This is a genomic window from Streptomyces sennicomposti (genome assembly GCF_019890635.1).
GTDB lineage: Bacteria > Actinomycetota > Actinomycetes > Streptomycetales > Streptomycetaceae > Streptomyces > Streptomyces sennicomposti.
The window spans coordinates 174,319-193,490 of record NZ_JAIOAB010000005.1; the positions used below are offsets into that span (position 1 = coordinate 174,319).

Consider the following 19,172-nt stretch of genomic DNA (forward strand, 5'->3'; position numbering starts at 1 on the left):
CAGGGGGCGCTCAGTGCGAGGAGCCGGACAGCTGGAGTCCGATCACGCCGATGATCACGAAGCTGATCGAGACGATCTTCAGCACCGACACCAGATCGCCGAGGAAGACCATGCCGTAGATCGCGGTGCCCGCCGCGCCGATCCCGGTCCACACCGCGTACGCGGGCCCCACGTCCAGCTTGCGCAGCGACAGCGTGAGCAGTCCGAAGCTGCCGAGGGCGAAGCAGCTGAAGGCGATGGTCGGCCAGAGCCGGGTGAAGCCGTGGGAGAGTTTCAGACACACCGCGAAGCCGGTCTCGAGCAGTCCCGCGACGATGACCAGCAGCCACGCCATGTGCCGTCCTCCGTGTGTCGTCCCGCGTATCCGTGGCCGCTCCGGCTCGGTGCGATTATGCACTTACCGGCCCGGCACCGGGGCAAACAACGCCAAGGTCACCGACCGGCCTGACGCGTCGACCGAGACCCGCGTCGCCGACCGCCCCGCCGCACCGCCCGAGGCCCCCGGACACGCCCCGCCCCGCGGCCCCCGCCCAGGTCACCGCCCGGGGCTCCCACCCAGGCCACCGCCCCCGGCCCCGTCAGTCGCCCTCCGTGCGCTCCCGTGTGGCCAGCAGCCGGCGCAGCGAGTACAGCCGGGCCGGGTCCGCGTGCCCGTCCGCCACCCACGCGTCCAGGGCGCAGTCCGGCTCGTCGTGACTGCACGCGCGCGGGCAGCCCGCCGTGCCGGGCTCCAGGTCGGGGAAGGCGTGGATGACCCGGGACGGGTCGATGTGGGCGAGCCCGAAGGACCGTACGCCCGGGGTGTCCACGACCCAGCCGCCGTCGTCGCCCGCCAGGGGCAGTGCGAGCGCGGAGGTGGTGGTGTGCCGGCCCCGGCCGGTCACCGCGTTCACATGGCCGGTGACACGCCGCCGGTCCTCCGGGACCAGCGCGTTGACCAGGGTGGTCTTGCCGACGCCGGAGTGGCCCACGAACGCCGTGACCCGCCCGGCGAGGAACTCCCGCACCCGGTCCGCCGCGTCGCCGGTCTCCAGCTCCTCGCGGCTGGTGACGACGTAGGGGATGTCCAGGTGCCCGTACAGCTCCAGCAGCTTGTCCGGCGGGGCCAGGTCCGACTTGGTCATCACCAGCAGCGGCTCCAGGCCGCCGTCGAACGCCGCCACCAGGCAGCGGTCGATCAGCCGCGGGCGCGGCTCGGGGTCGGCGAGCGCGGTGACGATGGCCAGCTGGTCGGCGTTGGCCACGACCACGCGTTCGTACGGGTCGTCGTCGTCCGCCGTGCGGCGCAGCACCGAGGTGCGCTCCTCGATGCGGACGATGCGCGCGAGGGTGTCCTTCTTGCCGGACAGATCGCCGACCAGGGCCACCTGGTCGCCCACCACGGCGGCCTTGCGGCCCAGTTCGCGGGCCTTCATCGCCAGGATCGTACGGCCGTCGACCAGGCAGGTCAGCCGGCCCCGGTCGACGGTGAGGACCATGCCCTCGGCGGCGTCCTCGTGCTTCGGGCGGATGTTCGTCCGCGGACGGTTGCCCCGGCGGTTGGGCCGGGAGCGGATGTCGTCCTCGTCGGTGTGCTTGCCGTAGCGGCGCATGACTGTTCCCCGTGTCCTACGCCCCGAGCATCCCGGTCCACAGCTCGGGGAAGTCCGGCAGGGTCTTCGCCGTCGTCGCCACGTTCTCGATCTGGACGCCCTCGACCGCCAGGCCGATGATCGCGCCGGCGGTGGCCATGCGGTGGTCGTCGTAGGTGTGGAAGATCCCGCCGTGCAGCCGGCGCGGCCGGATGTGCAGTCCGTCGGCGGTCTCGGTGACGTCGCCGCCCAGCTCGTTGATCTCCTTGGTGAGCGCGGCCAGCCGGTCCGTCTCGTGCAGCCGCAGATGGGCCACGCCCCGCAGGGTGGAGGGGGAGTCCGCGAGCGCGGCGACCGCGGCGATGCCCGGAGTCAGCTCGCCGACCTCGCTCAGATCCACGTCGATGCCGTGCACCGCGCCGGAGCCGGTGAACACCAGTCCGTAGTCCGTGAGTTCGCAGGAGCCGCCCATCTCGGTGAAGATCTCCCGCAGCCGGTCGCCCGGCTGGGTGGTGCGGGCGGGCCAGTCCGGGACGACCACCTTGCCGCCGGTAACCAGCGCCGCCGCCAGGAACGGCTGCGCGTTCGACAGGTCCGGCTCCACGGTGAGGTCCCGGCCGAGCAGCGCGCCCGGCGTCACCCGCCACACGTTCGGCTCGCCGCCCGACTCCGGGGTGTCCACCTGGGCGCCCACCGCGCGCAGCATGTCCACCGTCATCCGGATGTGCGGCAGCGACGGCAGCGTGGCGCCGACGTGACGCACCTCGACGCCCTGGTTGAAGCGCGGGCCGGACAGCAGCAGGGCGCTGACGAACTGGGAGGACGAGGAGGCGTCGATCTCCACCGCGCCGCCGTCCAGGGCGCCGCTGCCGTGCACCGTCAGCGGCAGCGCGCCGCGGCCGTCGTCGTCGATCCGGGCGCCGAGCGCGCGCAGCGCGTCGATGACGCCGTGCAGCGGACGCTCGTAGGACCGCGGGTCGCCGTCGAAACGGACCGGGCCGTCGGCCAGGGCGGCCACCGGCGGCAGGAAGCGCATCACCGTGCCGGCGTTGCCCACGTCGACCGTCGCCGGGCCGTGCAGCCCCGCCGGGATCACCCGCCATGCCTCGCCCGAGGCGCCCGCGCCGGACGCGGAGGACACCGTCTCCTCGATGCCGACGCCCATCGTCCGCAGGGCCCCGGCCATCAGCAGCGTGTCGCGGGAGCGCAGCGGGCGGCGCAGCCAGCCCGGCTCCGAGGCGAGCGCGGCGAGCACCAGGGCGCGGTTGGTGACCGACTTCGACCCGGGCACGTGGACCGTCGCGTCGACGGCTCCGCTCGCGTGCGGGGCGGGCCAGAGGGCGGTGTGAGCGGGGTTCGAGGCCATGGGCCCACTCTATAAGGAGGCGGTCGGCCCGGCCGTCCCGCGGACCTGCGGCCACGGGGCGGGGGCGCGGGAGGGCTCACGCCCCGCGCACCGGCCGGGGCACGCGCCCCGCGCACCCCGCCGCGCTCCCGGCGTGGACGCCCGGCCCGTAGCCCGCCGCCGCGTTCACCGCGTGAGCGCTGACCCCGCGGCGCACCGCCGTCTCAAAGCCCCGGCAGCACCAGCGACCCCGGCCCTCACCGCCCCGGCAGCCGCCGCCTTCACAGCCTCAGCCGCCGCCGCCCTCACAGCCCCAGCAGCCACCGCCCCCCGCCCATCAGCGAGCACAGCGACACGGCGTGGAACAGGAACAGCCACAGTCCCGCCGGAGCGTGCGTCAGCCGCGCCAGCTGGTCGGCGTCCGACTCCCCGGCGCCCTCGCGGGCCCGCCGGACCTGGAGTTCGAAGGCCGGCCGCACCCCGCCGAGCAGCAGGAACCACACCACCGCGTACGCGAACGCGGCCTGCACCTGCGGCCCGGCCAGCCACGACACCAGCAGGAACGTGCCGCCGGTGAGGACCACGGTCAGCACCCCGTAGGCGTTGCGGATCATCACCAGCATCGCCAGCAGCAGCGCCGTCGCCACCCACAGCAGCAGCGTGATGCGGCCCACGGCGAGCAGCGCCGCACCGCCGAGCCCCAGCAGCGGGGGAGCGGTGTACCCGGCGGCGGCGGTGAGGATCATGCCGAGGCCGTACGGCTTGCCCCGGCTCAGGGTGAGGCCGCTGGTGTCGGAGTGCAGGCGTATCCCGGTCAGGGTGCGGCCGGTGAGCAGGGCCACCAGCCCGTGGCCGCCCTCGTGCGCGATCGTGACGGCATTGCGCGCCACCCGCCACAGCGCGGCCGGGACGACGACGGCGAGCGCGACGAGCGCGGTGCCGATCACCACCCACCGGTCCGGGGAGGGCTGGGTGCCGAGGAGCCGGTCCCAGAGGTCGGGCAGCGCGGTCGCGGCGAGGCGGTCCATGGTGCGAAGCGGCTCCTTGAGCGGGGCGGGGTCTGGCAGTGTTGCACGTATGTGCGGACGGTATGCATCCAGTCGCGGACCCGAGGATCTCGCGGCAACCTTTGAGATCGAGAAGTGGGAGCCGGAGGAGACCCTCGCCCCCGACTACAACGTCGCCCCGACCAAAGAGGTCCACGTCGTCCTGGACCGCCCCTTGAAGGACGCCGCCGACCGGCGGCCGGTTCGCCAGCTGCGCACGCTGAAGTGGGGCCTGGTGCCGTCGTGGGCGAAGTCGCCCGAGGGCGCCGCCCGGATGATCAACGCGCGCGCGGAGACCGTGCACGAGAAGCCGTCGTACCGGCGCGCCTTCGCCGCCCGGCGCTGCATCGTGCCCGCCGACGGCTACTACGAGTGGGTCACCGGCGAGCAGGAGCGCGAGCTGGAGGTGGAGGGGCGGCGCAAGCGCCCGCGCAAGCAGCCGTACTTCGTGACCCCCGCCGACGGCTCGGTGTTCGCGATGGCGGGGCTCTACGAGTTCTGGCGCGACCGCACACTGCCCGACGACCACCCGCAGGCCTGGTGGGCGACCTGCTCGGTGATCACCACGGAGGCCGAGCAGACCCCGCTCGGGGTGGCCCCCGCCGAGGGACCGCGCTCGCTCGCCGACATCCACCCCCGGATGCCGCTGATGCTCACCCCCGACCGCTGGGACGCCTGGCTGGACCCGGCCCGCACCGACCCGGAGGAACTGCGCGCGCTGCTGGCCCCGCCGCCGCCCGGCCTGATGCGCGCCTACCCGGTGTCCACCGCCGTCAGCAACGTCCGCAACAACGGACCGGAGCTGCTGAAGGAGCTGCCCGCCCCCGAGGAGGGCACACTCTTCTGACGTGCCCCCTGAGACGACCTTGACTGAGACGACCTTGACCGAGACGACCGCGACGTGAGCACGGGAGACGACGTGAGCACGGGAGACGACGCCGACACGATCCCCGAGACGACGACCGCGGCGGCCGAGGGGGCCGAGGCGGCCTCCGGCACGAGCACGACCGGTGACGCCGTCGAGACCGTCGAGACGGAGGCGGGCGCGGCCCGCGTCACCTGGCGCCGGGCGAAGCGTGCCCGGCTCGTCCTCGCCGTGAGCCACGGCGCGGGCGGCGGCATCGAGGCCCGCGACCTGCAGGCCCTCGCGCGGGTCCTGCCCGCGCACGGCGTCACCGTCGCCCTCGTCGAGCAGCCCTGGCGGGTGGCCGGGAAGAAGGTGGCGCCCGCGCCGAAGACGCTCGACACCGGCTGGCGCGGGGTGTGGCCCACCCTCGCCGGGGCCGGGCTGCCGGTGATCGCGGGCGGCCGCAGCGCCGGCGCGCGGGTCGCCTGCCGTACGGCGGCCGAGCTGGGCGCGCACGCCGTGCTCGCGCTCTCCTTCCCGCTGCACCCGCCGGGCCGGCCGGAGAAGTCCCGGGCCGCCGAACTGCTCGGCGCCGGGGCGCCCACCCTCGTCGTCCAGGGCGGCAACGACCCGTTCGGCAGGCCGGCGGAGTTCCCCGAGGGCCGCTACGAGCTGGTCGAGATCCCCGGCGCCGACCACGGCTTCGCGGTGCCCAAGCGCGCGGACACCGGGCAGGAGCAGGCGCTGACCCTGCTCACGGACGCCGTGACCCGGTGGACCGCGGCACTCGGGTGACGTCGGCCGACGGCCGGGAATGCCGGGCGAGCCGCCGCTGTTGAGCGGGACGGAAGTGCTGGTCGCCGGCACCGAAGTCGTAGGAGAGGGAGTCCGCCGCATGGGGTGCACCGTCTGCCCGCCCATCGCCCGCCATCCGGTGGAGGGGGCGCGCCCGGCAGAGTCCGAGGCCGGCCGCGGCAGCCGCGCCGACCTGGAGTGGACCGTGCTGCACGCGGCCAAGGCCGCCCCTATTCGAGGGGCGGCGGGCACGAGTCGTCGTCTATCCTCCGAAACGAGTGGGACCGCTCTCGGTCTCACGACATCGCTTGAGGAGGTGGGTCCGGTTCCCGGTACCGACGCAGGGACCGACGACGGCCAGGCGGAGCTGCCCGAGGGCCAGGGCACAGGCGCGTCCGCGTCCGCGGAGTCGACCGCCGAGCGCAGCGCGCGCTTCGAGCGGGACGCGCTCGAATTCCTCGACCAGATGTACTCGGCCGCGCTGCGCATGACGCGCAACCCCGCCGACGCCGAGGACCTGGTGCAGGAGACGTACGCCAAGGCGTACGCGTCCTTCCACCAGTTCCGCGAGGGCACCAACCTCAAGGCCTGGCTCTACCGCATCCTCACCAACACGTTCATCAACTCCTACCGCAAGAAGCAGCGCGAACCCCAGCGCAGCGCCGCGGAGGAGATCGAGGACTGGCAGCTGGCCCGCGCCGAGTCGCACATGTCGACGGGTCTGCGCTCCGCCGAGTCGCAGGCGCTCGACCACCTGCCCGACTCGGACGTGAAGGAAGCGCTCCAGGCGATCCCCGAGGAATTCCGCATCGCCGTGTATCTCGCCGATGTCGAGGGCTTTGCGTACAAGGAGATCGCGGACATCATGGGGACACCCATCGGCACGGTGATGTCCCGGCTGCACCGGGGCCGCCGTCAACTGCGCGGCATGCTCGAGGACTACGCCCGCGATCGCGGACTGGTCCCCGCCGGCGCCGGCAAGTCGAACGAAGCGAAAGGCTCGGGCTCATGAGCTGCGGAGAGCCGCATGAGACGGACTGCAGTGAGGTACTCGACCATCTGTACGAGTTCCTCGACAGTGAGATGCCGGAAGTCGATCGCACCAAGTTCGAGCACCACTTCGAGGAGTGCTCGCCGTGCCTCGAGAAGTACGGCCTCGAGCAAGCCGTGAAGAAGCTGGTCAAGCGGTGCTGCGGACACGACGACGTGCCCGCCGACCTGCGCGCCAAGGTCATGGGGCGGATCCAGCTGATCCGCTCCGGCGACCCGGGCGGCGCCGGCCGTGACGTGATGCCCCCGCCGGGCGCTCCGCAGGAGACCTGAGCCGCACCTTCGCGCCGGATGCTCCGCCGCCCCCGAGCCCGGCCCTCGCCGGATGCTCCGCGCGAGCCCCGAGCCCGGCGTGCCGCACCGAACGGGCGTCCACTCTCTGACCGCCCATCACTCGTACGTGCTAATCCGCGGGTTATCGGCCCGCGGATGCCCCCTCGCCCGGCCTAGGCTCGGACCCACTGGCCGTGGACAGGCATGACCCGGGGGAGGGGCGTCATGGAGGCCGTTCCCTTACGGGCTCGCGCGTACGTCGCCTGTGCCGTCCTGGCCGCCCTGGTCTGTCTGCTGCCGCTGCCCGCGACCCACGCCCCCTGGTGGGTGGTCGCCCTGCTGGCGGCGCTGTACGCCGGCTGCAAGCGGCTCGCCCCGCGGCAGCTCGCCGGGCCGTTCTACCCCGTCCTGCTGGCCGCCGTCTTCCTGCTGCCGCCGCCCGCCGCCGCCTGCGTCCCGCTGCCCGGGGCGCTGCTCGCGCGCACCGGACAGCGGCCCGAGGCGCTGCGCCGGCTCTGGCGGGCGGCGCAGCTCGCGCTCGCCGTGTGGGCCGCCGCCCGCACGCACTGGGAGCTGGGCGGCCGTGACGCGGTCGTCGCCTCCGACTTCCCCTACGCCCTGCTGCCCGCCGCGGTCGCCGTCCTGGTGTTCTGCCTGGTGCTGAGCGCGCTGGACGGCGGCGTCCGCGCGCTCACCGAGCGGGTCGGGGCGCTGCGGGCCTCGCGGGAGCTGTTCGCCCGCTCGCTGGCGCCCGTCGCGGTGCACGGGCTCGCCGGGCTGATGATGGCCGTGCTCTGGCGCAGCCGCTACGGCCCGGTCGCCGCCCTCCTCGTCCTGCTGCCGATGTACGTCACCTGGTGGGCGTACGCGCAGTACCACCGCGAGCGCGCCGCCCACCAGGCCACCATCCGCGCCCTGGTGCAGGCGGTCGACATCAAGGACGGCTACACGCGCGGCCACAGCGAGCGGGTCGGGCAGGCCTCCGTGCTGATCGCCCGCGAGCTGGGCATGGCCGACGAGCGCGTCGAGGTGCTCCGGTTCGCCGGCATCCTGCACGACGTCGGGAAGCTCGGCGTCCCCACCCGGCTGCTGCGCAAGGACGGCCCGCTGACGCCCGAGGAGCGGCGGGTGATCGAACTGCATCCCGAGTACGGCCACGAGATGGTGCGCGGGATCTCCTTCCTCGACGAGGCCCGCGCCGCGATCCTCCACCACCACGAACGGCTGGACGGCAGCGGCTACCCCTACGGCCTGAGCGGCGGCCAGATCCCCGAGTGCGCCCGGGTGGTGGCGGTCGCGGACGCCTTCGACGCGATGACGTCCACCCGGTCCTACCGGCGGGCCCGCCCGGTCGGCGCCGCGCTGGCGGAGCTGGAGCGGTGCGCGGGCGCGCAGTTCGACCCGCGGATGGTCACCGCGCTGACCCGCGCCGTCGACCGGCACGGCTGGCGCCCGTCGGTCACGGCGGACCCCGCCCCACCGCCCCCGCGCACACCGGCCACGCCCCCGGTCCCACCGCCCGCCGCCGACGACCAGGACGACCGCACCCCGCAGCACTCACAGCACCCGCAGCCCCCGCACCCCGCGTCACCCGGACCCGAGGCCGAGTCCGAGGCCGAGGCCGGCTCCGAGCCCGGCCGCCGGAGGGCGCGTCGGTGAGGGAGTGCCGGCTGGCGGACCTCATCCGGGGCGCCGCCCTCCTCGTGGCGCTGCTGTCCCTCGGCGTCACCCTGTGGAGCGGCCTGGCGGAGCGCGGGACGGCGCTGGCCTTCGGGGTGCTCGTGCTCGTCGGGGAGCTGACCCGGTGGACCGGGGAGCACGTCCGCGAGGCCGCGCCGCTCGGGGCCGCGGGCGCGCTGTCGTACGCGCTGCTCGGCGAGAACGCCGGGCACACCGGACACCACAGCGTCTTCCAGGTCGTCGCCGTGGTGCTCGGCGCCGCCCTGCTCGGCAGCGTGCCGCACATCGCGTGCGGGCGCGGCCCGACCCTGGACCACCTGGCGCGGCGCGTGCTCACCGTGTTCTTCGCCGCCGTCTGCTTCCAGCCGCTGTACGGCGAGGGGGCGTTCCGCGGCTGGGTCGGACCGGCGTACGCCCTGCTGCTGGTCGCGCTGCTGGTGCTGACCGCCCTGTGCGGGGCGGTGCTCGCCGCCGCGCCGCCGCACTGCCGTACCCGCTGGCCGTTCGGCCCGCTGCTGCGCGAGGAGCTGCGGGGCCTCGTCGGCATCGGCCCGGCGGTGTGCGCGACCGGCGCGGTGATGGCCCTGGCGGTCGCCGTCGTCGGCCTGTGGGCACTGCCCGTCCTCGCGCTGCCGCTGCTGCTCGCCCAGCTGTCCCTGCGCCGGTACGCGGCCGTGCGGGACACCTACCGGCAGACCATCGCCTCGCTGGCCCGGGCCACCGAGGTCGCCGGGTACACCCCGGCCGGACACGCCCGGCGGGTCGCCGCGCTCAGCCGGGCCGTGGGGCGCGAGCTGGGGCTGACCGAGCCCGAGCTGACCGTCCTGGAGCACGCGGCGCTCATGCACGACATCGGGCAGCTCAGCCTGGTCGATCCGGTGCCCGCGGGCGCCACCGCCGACCTGCCCGCCGAGGAGCAGCGCCGGATCGCCCTGCTCGGCGGGGCCGTGGTGCGCCAGAGCGGGGTGGGGACGGAGGTCGCGGTCGTGGTGGAACGGCAGGCCGACCCCTGCCCGGAGCAGCCGCTGCCCGCGCGCATCGTCCGGGCGGTCAACGCCTACGACGAGAAGGCGCGGCACGCCGGACCCGGCGGCCCCCTCACCGCGCTGGAGGAACTGCGCCTGGCCCCCGCGGACGACTACGCCCCGGAGGTGGTCGAGGCGCTGGCCCGGGTGCTCGCACGGGAGAGTCTTCCGTCGCCCGTGACGGGGTAACCCATGGGTAATGAGCGCCGCTGAAGCCGTACGTGGTTGGATGCGAAAGGAAAGGGTGTCCGGGGGCAGAGCCAGCCCAATCGACGGAACTGGCAGGCAGGAATCGTGAGGATCTTCGGCAAGGGACGGCACCGGCCCTCCGCCTCCTGGCGGCAGGCCACCGACCGCGCGTTCACCCTGATCGGCGACGGCCGGTACGAGGACGCGGGCGCTCTGCTGACGCGCGCCGCCGACCTGGAACCCTGGCTGTCGGAGTCCTGGTTCAACCTCGCCCTGCTGCACAAGTTCCGGCACGACTGGGAACAGGCCAGGGCGGCCGGGCTGCGGGCCGTGGCGCTGCTGGAGAAGGAGACCGGCGCGCCCGACTGGTGGAACGTCGGCATCGCCGCCACCGCGTTGCAGGACTGGCCGCTGGCCCGGCGGGCCTGGCAGGCCTACGGCCTGAAGGTGCCCGGCGGCGCGACCGCCGCGGGCGAGCCGCTGGGCATGGAGCTGGGCAGCGCGGCGGTGCGGCTGTCGCCGGAGGGCGAGGCCGAGGTGGTGTGGGGCCGGCGGCTCGACCCCGCCCGGATCGAGGTGCTGTCCATCCCGCTGCCGTCCTCCGGGCGGCGCTGGGGCGAGGTCGTGCTGCACGACGGCGTGCCGCACGGCGAGCGGACCACCGCCGCCGGGCACAGCTACCCGGTCTTCGACGAGATCGAGCTGTGGGCGCCCTCGCCGGTGCCCACCTGGGTGGTGCTGCTGGAGGCGGCCACCGAGTCCGACCGGGACGCCCTGGAGCAGCTCGCCGCCGACGCCGGGTTCGCCGCCGAGGACTGGTCGTCCTCCGTCCGGCTGCTGTGCCGGACGTGCTCGGAGTCGCGGATGCCGTCCGACGAGGGCGACGGCGTGCACCTGGACCCGCACGACCACAGCGAGCCGGGGCATCCCGGACCGCTGGGCCATCGCACCGACGGGCAGCTGTGGGTGCCCGAACGGGAGTGCGGGGTGGCCGCGCCGGCGTCCCTGGTCAGGGGGCTGCTGGACGGCTGGGTGGCGGACAGCCCGGACTCGCGGGACTGGCGGGACCTGGAAGAGGTCTGCTGAGGATTCCCCGTACTCTTATTCGGCATCAGTCATCCCAGGAAGGCAGGCGTACGTCGGTCATGGCGCAGCAGGACACCGAACAGCAGCACGCGGGCGTGCTCCCCGTCGACGACGAGGGCTGGGTCGTCGACACGGAGGACTGCGAGGAGCGCGAGGCGGCCTGGCGCGAGCGCGGCGCCTCGCGGCCGATCACGGTCGTCGGCAACCCCGTCCTGCACAAGGAGTGCAAGGACGTCACCGAGTTCGGCGAGGAGCTGCAGCAGCTGGTCGCGGACATGTTCGCCAGCCAGCGCACCGCCGAGGGCGTGGGCCTGGCCGCCAACCAGATCGGCGTGGATCTGAAGGTCTTCGTCTACGACTGCATGGACGACGAGGGCGTCCGGCACGTCGGCGTGGTCTGCAACCCGAAGCTCGTCGAGCTGCCCGCCGACCGGCGCCGGCTGGACGACAGCAACGAGGGCTGCCTGTCCGTGCCGACCGCCTACGCTCCGCTGGCCCGCCCCGACTACGCCGAGGTGACCGGCCAGGACGAGCGGGGCAACGCGATCAAGGTGCGCGGCACCGGCTACTTCGCACGCTGTTTGCAGCACGAGACCGACCATCTGTACGGGCAGCTGTACATCGACCGGCTCTCCAAGCGCGAGCGCAAGGACGCGCTGCGGCAGATGGCCGAGAACGAGCCGCGCTACCCCGTGGTCGCCAACGACTGATCCCCGCACGGCGGTCGGGGCACGAGTGACCCCGGTGAACGGCGCCTGACCGGACGGACGGTCAGGCGCCGTACTCATGTGCCGCCCCTGTTCGATCCTTTGTGCGCATTCGTCGAATCAAATCAGTCACACAAGGGGATATTCTCGGCATCCCCGACGATGGGCGGGCCAAATCCGTTCCCAGAACGGTCAGTTGTGGTGCTGAATGGGAGGACGGGGATACAGGACGGCGTGCGCCGGGCACAGCAGGGGGCGGGCGCCGCCGGCGGCTGAGAGGGGTTGTTCGTGCCGGCTTTCCCATACAGCACAACATCGACATCCACGGCGGTCGCGGTACCGCCGTCCCTGGCGCTCCCGGTGATCGAGGCCGAGTTTCCCAGGCGGCTGCACGCCTATTGGCCCCGGCTCCAGGAGAACACCCGCGGCTGGCTGCTGGAAATGCGGCTCATGCCCGCGGACAAGGTGGAGCAGCACGCCGACGGCCTGCGCTACACCGACCTCATGGCGGGCTACTACCTCGGCGCCCCGGACGAGGTCCTCCAGGCCATCGCCGACTACAGCGCGTGGTTCTTCGTCTGGGACGACCGGCACGACCGCGACATCGTCCACGGCCGGCCCGTCGCCTGGCGGCGGCTGCGCCGCGCGCTGCACACGGCGCTCGACTCGCCCCGGGACCATCTGCACCACCCGGACACCCTGGTCGCGGCCTTCGCGGACAGCGTGCTGCGGCTGTACGGCTTCCTGCCGGCGACCTGGAACGCCCGCTTCGCCCGGCACTTCCACGCGGTGATCGAGGCCTACGACCGCGAGTTCCACAACCGCACCGAGGGCGTCGTGCCCACGGTCGAGGAGTACCTGGCGCTGCGCCGGCTCACCTTCGCGCACTGGATCTGGACCGATCTGCTGGAGCCGAGCGCGGGCCTCGAACTCCCCGACGCCGTCCGGAAGAACCCCGCCTACCGGCGCCCGGCACTCCTCAGCCAGGAATTCGCCGCCTGGTACAACGACCTGTGCTCACTGCCCAAGGAAATCGCGGGCGACGAGGTCCACAACCTCGGCATAAGTCTTGTCAAACACGAGGGGCTGAGCCTGGAGGAGGCGATAGCGGAACTCCGCCGCCGGGTCGAGGGATGCATTTCCGAATTCCTTGTCGCGGAGCAGGAGGCGTTACGCTTCGCGGACTGTCTGGCAGACGGCACGGTACGCGGAAAGGAAATCGGCGCGGCCGTGCTGTCCTGTGTCGCGAACATGCGGAACTGGTTCAGTTCCGTCTACTGGTTCCACCACGAGTCCGGCCGGTACATGGTCGACAGCTGGGACGACCGGTCCACACCCCCGTACGTCAGCAACGAAACGGCAGGTGAGAAATGACCGTCGAATCGGTCAAACCCGAGGACCGGCGCCGGGCGGACGGGCGCCCGCCCGAGCCGCCGGTGGCGGCGGGAGGGATCCCCTTCCTCGGCCACGGACTGAAACTGGCCCGCGACCCGCTGGCCTTCCTGACCGGGCTGCGCGACCACGGTGACGTCGTCCGCCTCCGGCTCGGCCCCAAGACGCTCTACGCCGTCACCGCGCCCGCCCTCACCGGGGCGCTGGCGCTCAACCCCGACTTCATCGTCGCCGGCCCGCTGTGGGAGTCCCTCGGCGACCTGCTCGGCAAGGAGGGCGTGGCCACCGCCAACGGCCCGCTCCACCGCCGCCAGCGGCGCACCATCCAGCCCGCCTTCCGGCTCGACGCGATCCCCGCCTACGGGCCGATCATGACCGAGGAGGCGCACGCGCTGGTGGAGCGCTGGGGCCGGGCCGACGTCCTCGACGTCACCACCGAGTCCTTCCGGGCGGCCGTCCGCGTCGCCGCCCGCTGCCTGATGCGCGGCAGCTACATGGACGACCGCGCCGAGCGCATCTGCGCGGCGCTGGCCACCCTGTTCAGCGGCATGTACCAGCGCATGGTCGTCCCGCTCGGCCCGCTCTACAAGCTCCCGCTGCGCTCGAACCTCGAATTCAACCGGGCATTGGCCGATTTCCATCTCCTGGTGGACGAGATCGTCGCCGACCGCCGGGCAAGCGGTCAAAAGCCGGACGATTTGCTGACGGCTTTGCTGGAGGCGACGGACGAGAATGGCGATCCCATCGGGGAACAGGAGATCCACGATCAGGTCATTGCCATCCTCACCGCGGGAAGCGAAACCGTCGGTTCCACGATCATGTCCCTGCTCCTCGCTCTCACCGAGTACCCGGAACTCGGCGACAAGATCCGCGAGGAGGTGGAAACGGTCACGGAAGGCAGCCCGGTCGCATTCGAGCACGTCCGAAAACTGACGTACACCGGGAATGTCGTCGTGGAGACGCTGCGCCTGTATCCGGCCGTATGGATATTGACGCGCCGGGCGGTCGCCGACACGGAGCTGGGCGGATACCGCATTCCGGCGGGGGCGGACGTCATCTACAGCCCCTACGCCATCCAGCGCGACCGGCGCTCCTTCGCGCGGCACGAGGACTTCGACCCGGACCGCTGGCTGCCGGGGCAGTCGAAGGAGGTGCCGAAGTACGCGATGAGCCCGTTCAGCGTGGGCAACCGCAAGTGCCCGGGCGACCACTTCTCGATGGCCGAACTCACCCTGCTCACCGGGGCCGTCGCCGCCGCCCTCCGGTTCGAACAGGCGCCCGGCTCCGACCCCAGGCCGCGTATCGGCATCACCCTGCGCCCGCGCCGCCTGCTGCTGCACACCCGGCCGCGCTGACCGGCCACGAGCCCCGCTGACCGGCCACGACCGGCCGCGCGGCGGCGGGACCGGCCGCGCCCGGCGTGCGTTCAGGCGGCCTGCGGGCCCCTGAACGCACGCCGGTAGGCGTTCGGCGTGGTGCCCAGCGCCCGCACGAACTGGTGCCGCAGCGCCGCCGCCGTCCCGAACCCGGTCCGGTCGGCGATCGCGTCCATCGTCTCGTCCGTCCCCTCCAGCAACTGCTGCGCCAGCAGCACCCGCTGCCTGAGGATCCACCGGTAGGGCGTCGTGCCCGTCTCCTGCTGGAAGCGGCGGGCGAAGGTGCGCGGCGACATGAGCGCGCGAGCGGCGAGCTGCTCGACGGTCACCTCCTGGTCGAGGTGCTGCTCCATCCAGACCAGCACCTCGCCGACGGTGTCGCACGGCGACTTCGGCAGCGGCCGCTCGATGTACTGCGCCTGCCCGCCGTCCCGGTGCGGCGGCACCACCATCCGCCGGGCGATCTTGTTGGCGACCTCCGGGCCCTGCTCCTTGCGCACGATGTGCAGACAGGCGTCGATGCCGGCGGCCGTCCCGGCCGAGGTGATCACCGGGTCCTCGTCCACGTAGAGCACGTCCGGCTCCACCACCGCGTGCGGGTACTGCCGGCGCAGCTCGTCCACGTGGTGCCAGTGCACCGCGCAGCGCCGCCCCTCCAGCAGCCCGGCCGCGCCCAGCACGAACACCCCCGAGCACACGCTCAGCACCCGCGCCCCCCGCTCCACGGCCCGGCGCAGGGCGTCCAGCAGGGCGGGCGGGTAGACGCGGGTCGTGAAGTCGTTCCCGGCCGGCACGGCGATCAGGTCGGCCTCCTCCAGCCGGTCGAGGCCGTAGGGCGTGGTGACGGTCAGCCCGCCCACATGGGTGCCCAGCGCCGGTCCCTCGGCGGAGACCACGGCGAAGTCGTAGCGGGGCAGCCCGTCGTCGCTGCGGTCGATCCCGAAGACCTCGCAGACGACGCCCAGTTCGAAGGGGTGCACACCGTCGAGCAGGACGGTCGCCACGTTGTGGAGCATGCCGCCAGTGTGCACCCTGAGTGGCAGGAATTGAAAGGTGTACGGCAGTCCTGCCACTCACGGTGAGGCGGCCACGGCGCGAGAGTGGTCTGCATGAACACAGACCAGATCCAAGCCCTCATCGGACTGCTCGCGACCTTCGGACTCCTGGTCCTGATGGCGCTCCCCTCGGCCCTCGGCGTCGTGCGCGACAAGCGCATCGACCGCCAGATCCGGCGGGCGCGGCGGGAACACGCGGACCAGGAGTCCCGTGAGGCCCTGAAGCGACGGGAGCCTCAGAAGTCCTCGTCCAGGTCGACGGTGCCCTCCACCGCCACCTGGTACGCCGACGGGCGCCGCTCGAAGAAGTTGGTCAGCTCCTGAACCCCCTGCAGCTCCATGAAGGAGAAGGGGTTCTCCGAGCCGTACACCGGGGCGAAGCCGAGCCGGGTCAGACGCTGGTCGGCGACGCACTCCAGGTACTGCCGCATGGAGTCGGTGTTCATGCCCGGGAGGCCGTCACCGCACAGGTCGCGCGCGAACTGCAGCTCGGCCTCGACGGCCTCCCGCAGCATGTCGGCGACCTGCTGCTCCAGCTGGTCGTCGAAGAGGTCCGGCTCCTCCTTGCGGACGGTGTCCACCACGTCGAACGCGAACGACATGTGCATCGTCTCGTCGCGGAACACCCAGTTGGTGCCGGTGGCCAGGCCGTGCAGCAGGCCCCGGCTGCGGAACCAGTAGACGTAGGCGAAGGCGCCGTAGAAGAACAGGCCCTCGATGCAGGCGGCGAAGCAGATCAGGTTCAGCAGGAACCGCCGGCGGTCCGCCCTGGTCTCCAGCCGGTCCAGCTTCTCGACCGAGTCCATCCACTTGAAGCAGAACTCCGCCTTCTCGCGGATGGAGGGGATGTTCTCCACCGCCGCGAAGGCCGCCGCCCGGTCGTCCGGGTCGGGCAGATAGGTGTCCAGCAGGGTCAGATAGAACTGGACGTGCACGGCCTCCTCGAACAGCTGGCGCGACAGGTACAGGCGCGCCTCCGGGGAGTTGATGTGCTTGTACAGGGTGAGCACCAGGTTGTTGGCGACGATCGAGTCGCCGGTGGCGAAGAAGGCCACCAGACGGCCGATGAGGTGCTGCTCGCCCGGGGTCAGCTTGGCGAGGTCGGCGACGTCCGAGTGGAGGTCGACCTCCTCCACGTGCCAGGTGTTCTTGATGGCGTCCCGGTAGCGCTCGTAGAAGTCCGGGTAGCGCATCGGGCGCAGGGTCAGTTCGAAGCCCGGGTCGAGCAGGTTCTGGGTGCGGTCGGTGGTGGTCATTACTGGCAGGCCTCGCAGGACTCGGGGTTTTCCAGGGAGCAGGCGACGGCGTCGGGGTCGGCCGTCTGCTGGGCGGGGAGGGCGGCTTCGGCGGGCGTCCGGCCCTGGGCGGCGCGGGCGATCCGGGTCGCCGGGCGCGAGCGCAGGTAGTACGTCGTCTTCAGGCCCTGCTTCCAGGCGTACGCGTACATCGAGGAGAGCTTGCCGATGGTCGGCGTCTCCAGGAACAGGTTCAGCGACTGCGCCTGGTCCAGGAACGGGGTGCGGGCGGCGGCCATGTCGATCAGGCCGCGCTGCGGGATCTCCCACGCCGTGCGGTACAGCGCCCGGACGTCGGCCGGGATCCACGCGAAGTCCTGCACCGAGCCGTTGGAGTCGCGCAGCGCCTCGCGGGTGCGGGCGTCCCACACGCCGAGCGCCTTCAGGTCGTTCACCAGGTAGGAGTTGACCTGGAGGAACTCGCCGGAGAGCGTCTCGCGCTTGAACAGGTTGGACACCTGCGGCTCGATGCACTCGTAGACGCCGGCGATCGAGGCGATGGTGGCGGTCGGCGCGATCGCCAGCAGCAGCGAGTTGCGCATGCCGACGGCCGCGATCCGCTCGCGCAGCGCCGTCCACCGCTCGGGCCAGGTCAGGGACACGTCGTAGTGGTCGGGGTGCAGCACGCCCCGGGCGGCGCGGGTCTTCTCCCAGGCCGGCAGCGGCCCGTGCCGCTCGGCGAGATCGGCGGAGGCCTCGTAGGCGGCGAGCATGATCCGCTCGGCGATCCGGGCGGACAGGGCCCTGGCCCCCGCCGAGTCGAAGGGCAGGCGCAGCTTGAAGAAGACGTCCTGCAGGCCCATGGCGCCCAGGCCCACCGGCCGCCAGCGGGCGTTGGAGCGGCCCGCCTGCTCGGTCGGGTAGAAGTTGATGTCGACCACGCGGTCCAGGAAGGTCACGGCGGTGCGGACGGTCTCGTCCAGCCGCTCCCAGTCGATGTCCCCGTCGCGCACGAACGCGCCGAGGTTGACCGACCCCAGGTTGCACACCGCGGTCTCGCCGTCGTCGGTGACCTCCAGGATCTCCGTGCACAGATTCGAGGAGTGAATCACGTGGCCCGGCTCGGCCGTCTGGTTGGCGGTGCGGTTGGCGGCGTCCTTGAAGGTCATCCAGCCGTTGCCGGTCTGCGCCAGGGTGCGCATCATCCGGCCGTACAGCTCGCGGGCCGGCATCGTCTTCCTGGCCAGGCCCCTCTCCTCGGCCGCGCGGTAGGCGGCGTCGAACTCCGCGCCCCACAGGTCCACCAGCTCGGGCACGTCCGAGGGGGAGAACAGCGACCACTGCCCGTCGGCGTTCACACGGCGCATGAACTCGTCCGGGACCCAGTGCGCGAGGTTGAGGTTGTGGGTGCGGCGGGCGTCCTCGCCGGTGTTGTCCCGCAGCTCCAGGAACTCCTCGATGTCCGAGTGCCAGGTCTCCAGGTACACCGCCGCCGCGCCCTTGCGCCGGCCGCCCTGGTTCACGGCGGCCACCGAGGCGTCCAGCGTCTTCAGGAACGGCACGATGCCGTTGGAGTGGCCGTTGGTGCCGCGGATCAGCGAACCCCGGGAGCGGATGCGGGAGTAGGCGATGCCGATGCCGCCGGCGTGCTTGGAGAGGCGGGCGACCTGGTGGTAGCGGTCGTAGATGCTGTCCAGCTCGTCCTGCGGGGAGTCGAGCAGATAGCAGGACGACATCTGGGGGTGCCGGGTGCCGGAGTTGAAGAGCGTAGGGGAGGAGGGGAGGTAGTCCAGGCGGCTCATGAGCCCGTAGAGCGCCGTGACCTCGTCCACCGCGTGGTCGGTGGCGTCCTGCGCGAGACCGCTCGCCACCCGCAGCATGAAGTGCTGGGGCGTCTCGATCACCTTGCGGGTGATCGGGTGCCGCAGCAGGTAGCGGCTGTGCAGGGTGCGCAGGCCGAAGTAGCCGAAGCGGTCGTCGGCGGCCGGGTCCACGGCCGCGTCCAGCCGCTCGGCGTGCAGCCGCACGAACTCGGCGGTGCGGTCGGCGATCAGCCCCTCGCGGTGGCCCACGGCGACCGACTCGGTGAAGCGGGTGACGCCCTGCGAGGCGGCCTCGGCGCGGATGGTGAGGGTCAGCAGCCTGGCCGCCAGCCGCGAGTAGGCGGGGTCCTCGGAGATGAGCCCGGCGGACGCCTCGGTGGCCAGCTCCCGCAGCTCGGCCTCGTCGGCCCGCGCGGAGCGGCCGCGCAGCGCGGCGGCGGCGACCCGGCCGGGGTCGGCGTCGGGGAGGTCGGCGGTCAGCTCGGTCAGGGTCCGCAGCAGCGCGGCTCCGGGACCGTCGGTCTCCAGGCGGTCGACGACTGAGGCCGGATCCGCAGGCGCGATGGTCACTTGGGGCTCTCCCTCGCTCGGCACGGGGCCTCGCCGAGGGCATGCGGCAGTACACGAGCGCACGCGGCGTCGCGTCCACCGGCCCATTCCACGAGGCCCGGACGTCA

At 72.8% G+C, this 19,172-nt stretch carries 18 protein-coding genes; 11 read left to right on the forward strand and 7 right to left on the reverse strand.

The annotated features are described in order from the left end of the window. Positions 1 to 10: 10 nt before the first annotated feature. The 4 genes from K7787_RS05110 to K7787_RS05125 all read right to left on the reverse strand — a co-directional run bounded on the left by K7787_RS05110 (position 11) and on the right by K7787_RS05125 (position 3,944). On the reverse strand, positions 11 to 334 hold the full coding sequence (locus K7787_RS05110) for a DMT family transporter (protein ID WP_009190540.1): 324 nt from the start codon (positions 332 to 334) through the stop codon (positions 11 to 13). A gap of 244 nt (positions 335 to 578) precedes the next feature. Further along, positions 579 to 1,592: a ribosome small subunit-dependent GTPase A gene (gene rsgA, locus K7787_RS05115; RefSeq protein ID WP_009190541.1), complete on the reverse strand. Its 1,014-nt coding sequence runs from the start codon at positions 1,590 to 1,592 to the stop codon at positions 579 to 581. Positions 1,593 to 1,608: 16 nt separating this feature from the next. Beyond that, positions 1,609 to 2,937, reverse strand: a complete 1,329-nt coding sequence (gene aroA / locus K7787_RS05120) for a 3-phosphoshikimate 1-carboxyvinyltransferase (RefSeq protein ID WP_009190542.1) — start codon at positions 2,935 to 2,937, stop codon at positions 1,609 to 1,611. 284 nt (positions 2,938 to 3,221) lie between these two features. Next, positions 3,222 to 3,944: a M50 family metallopeptidase gene (locus K7787_RS05125; protein ID WP_009190543.1), complete on the reverse strand. Its 723-nt coding sequence runs from the start codon at positions 3,942 to 3,944 to the stop codon at positions 3,222 to 3,224. A gap of 49 nt (positions 3,945 to 3,993) precedes the next feature. On the opposite strand from K7787_RS05125, the gene K7787_RS05130 reads away from it, so the two are divergent. The 10 genes from K7787_RS05130 (at position 3,994) to K7787_RS05175 (ending at position 14,361) form a co-directional block, all read left to right on the forward strand. Continuing rightward, entirely contained in the window at positions 3,994 to 4,809 is an 816-nt protein-coding gene (locus tag K7787_RS05130) for an SOS response-associated peptidase (RefSeq protein WP_164389121.1), read from the forward strand. A gap of 72 nt (positions 4,810 to 4,881) precedes the next feature. After that, on the forward strand, positions 4,882 to 5,604 hold the full coding sequence (locus K7787_RS05135) for an alpha/beta hydrolase family protein (RefSeq protein ID WP_223000616.1): 723 nt from the start codon (positions 4,882 to 4,884) through the stop codon (positions 5,602 to 5,604). 316 nt (positions 5,605 to 5,920) lie between these two features. After that, positions 5,921 to 6,616 carry an RNA polymerase sigma factor SigR gene (gene sigR, locus K7787_RS05140; RefSeq protein WP_009190546.1) on the forward strand — a complete coding sequence of 232 codons (696 nt, stop codon included), beginning with the start codon at positions 5,921 to 5,923 and terminating at the stop codon, positions 6,614 to 6,616. Then, on the forward strand, positions 6,613 to 6,927 hold the full coding sequence (rsrA, locus tag K7787_RS05145) for a mycothiol system anti-sigma-R factor (RefSeq protein ID WP_009190547.1): 315 nt from the start codon (positions 6,613 to 6,615) through the stop codon (positions 6,925 to 6,927). Before sigR ends, rsrA begins: the two co-directional genes overlap by 4 nt. Positions 6,928 to 7,152: 225 nt before the next feature. After that, positions 7,153 to 8,586, forward strand: a complete 1,434-nt coding sequence (locus K7787_RS05150) for an HD-GYP domain-containing protein (protein ID WP_223000617.1) — start codon at positions 7,153 to 7,155, stop codon at positions 8,584 to 8,586. Further along, positions 8,583 to 9,821, forward strand: coding sequence for an HD-GYP domain-containing protein (locus tag K7787_RS05155; RefSeq protein WP_223000618.1), 1,239 nt, complete (start codon positions 8,583 to 8,585; stop codon positions 9,819 to 9,821). The genes K7787_RS05150 and K7787_RS05155 overlap by 4 nt, the downstream gene beginning before the upstream one ends. Before the next feature lie 105 nt (positions 9,822 to 9,926). After that, positions 9,927 to 10,907 carry a tetratricopeptide repeat protein gene (locus K7787_RS05160; protein ID WP_009190550.1) on the forward strand — a complete coding sequence of 327 codons (981 nt, stop codon included), beginning with the start codon at positions 9,927 to 9,929 and terminating at the stop codon, positions 10,905 to 10,907. 59 nt (positions 10,908 to 10,966) lie between these two features. Next, entirely contained in the window at positions 10,967 to 11,617 is a 651-nt protein-coding gene (gene def / locus K7787_RS05165; protein ID WP_009190551.1) for a peptide deformylase, read from the forward strand. Between the two features lie 285 nt (positions 11,618 to 11,902). Continuing rightward, complete coding sequence (gene cyc1, locus K7787_RS05170; RefSeq protein ID WP_223000619.1) at positions 11,903 to 12,988, forward strand: epi-isozizaene synthase; 1,086 nt, start codon at positions 11,903 to 11,905, stop codon at positions 12,986 to 12,988. After that, entirely contained in the window at positions 12,985 to 14,361 is a 1,377-nt protein-coding gene (locus tag K7787_RS05175) for a bifunctional albaflavenone monooxygenase/terpene synthase (protein WP_169437759.1), read from the forward strand. Before cyc1 ends, K7787_RS05175 begins: the two co-directional genes overlap by 4 nt. Before the next feature lie 71 nt (positions 14,362 to 14,432). On the opposite strand, the gene K7787_RS05180 is transcribed toward K7787_RS05175, so the two are convergent. Next, positions 14,433 to 15,398: a helix-turn-helix domain-containing protein gene (locus K7787_RS05180; RefSeq protein ID WP_223000620.1), complete on the reverse strand. Its 966-nt coding sequence runs from the start codon at positions 15,396 to 15,398 to the stop codon at positions 14,433 to 14,435. Positions 15,399 to 15,491: 93 nt separating this feature from the next. On the opposite strand from K7787_RS05180, the gene K7787_RS05185 reads away from it, so the two are divergent. Continuing rightward, the gene (locus K7787_RS05185) at positions 15,492 to 15,761 is read left to right on the forward strand and encodes a hypothetical protein (RefSeq protein WP_199293653.1); all 270 of its coding nucleotides are present in this window, start codon (positions 15,492 to 15,494) and stop codon (positions 15,759 to 15,761) included. On the opposite strand, the gene K7787_RS05190 is transcribed toward K7787_RS05185, so the two are convergent. Next, the gene (locus K7787_RS05190) at positions 15,674 to 16,693 is read right to left on the reverse strand and encodes a ribonucleotide-diphosphate reductase subunit beta (RefSeq protein WP_169437757.1); all 1,020 of its coding nucleotides are present in this window, start codon (positions 16,691 to 16,693) and stop codon (positions 15,674 to 15,676) included. The two genes, K7787_RS05185 and K7787_RS05190, sit on opposite strands and share 88 nt — an antisense overlap. Then, a complete protein-coding gene (locus K7787_RS05195) occupies positions 16,693 to 19,065 on the reverse strand; it encodes a ribonucleoside-diphosphate reductase subunit alpha (RefSeq protein WP_223000621.1) in 2,373 nt (790 codons plus the stop codon). The genes K7787_RS05190 and K7787_RS05195 overlap by 1 nt, the downstream gene beginning before the upstream one ends. Positions 19,066 to 19,172 lie beyond the last annotated feature (107 nt).

Coding starts and splice junctions, on each gene's coding strand:
- K7787_RS05190 (WP_169437757.1), bottom strand. CDS start 16,693: ATGACCACCACCGACCGCACCCAGAACCTGCTCGACCCGGGCTTCGAA.
- K7787_RS05180 (WP_223000620.1), bottom strand. CDS start 15,398: ATGCTCCACAACGTGGCGACCGTCCTGCTCGACGGTGTGCACCCCTTC.
- K7787_RS05125 (WP_009190543.1), bottom strand. CDS start 3,944: ATGGACCGCCTCGCCGCGACCGCGCTGCCCGACCTCTGGGACCGGCTC.
- rsrA (WP_009190547.1), top strand. CDS start 6,613: ATGAGCTGCGGAGAGCCGCATGAGACGGACTGCAGTGAGGTACTCGAC.
- def (WP_009190551.1), top strand. CDS start 10,967: ATGGCGCAGCAGGACACCGAACAGCAGCACGCGGGCGTGCTCCCCGTC.
- K7787_RS05150 (WP_223000617.1), top strand. CDS start 7,153: ATGGAGGCCGTTCCCTTACGGGCTCGCGCGTACGTCGCCTGTGCCGTC.
- K7787_RS05110 (WP_009190540.1), bottom strand. CDS start 334: ATGGCGTGGCTGCTGGTCATCGTCGCGGGACTGCTCGAGACCGGCTTC.
- aroA (WP_009190542.1), bottom strand. CDS start 2,937: ATGGCCTCGAACCCCGCTCACACCGCCCTCTGGCCCGCCCCGCACGCG.
- K7787_RS05175 (WP_169437759.1), top strand. CDS start 12,985: ATGACCGTCGAATCGGTCAAACCCGAGGACCGGCGCCGGGCGGACGGG.
- K7787_RS05130 (WP_164389121.1), top strand. CDS start 3,994: ATGTGCGGACGGTATGCATCCAGTCGCGGACCCGAGGATCTCGCGGCA.
- K7787_RS05185 (WP_199293653.1), top strand. CDS start 15,492: ATGAACACAGACCAGATCCAAGCCCTCATCGGACTGCTCGCGACCTTC.
- rsgA (WP_009190541.1), bottom strand. CDS start 1,592: ATGCGCCGCTACGGCAAGCACACCGACGAGGACGACATCCGCTCCCGG.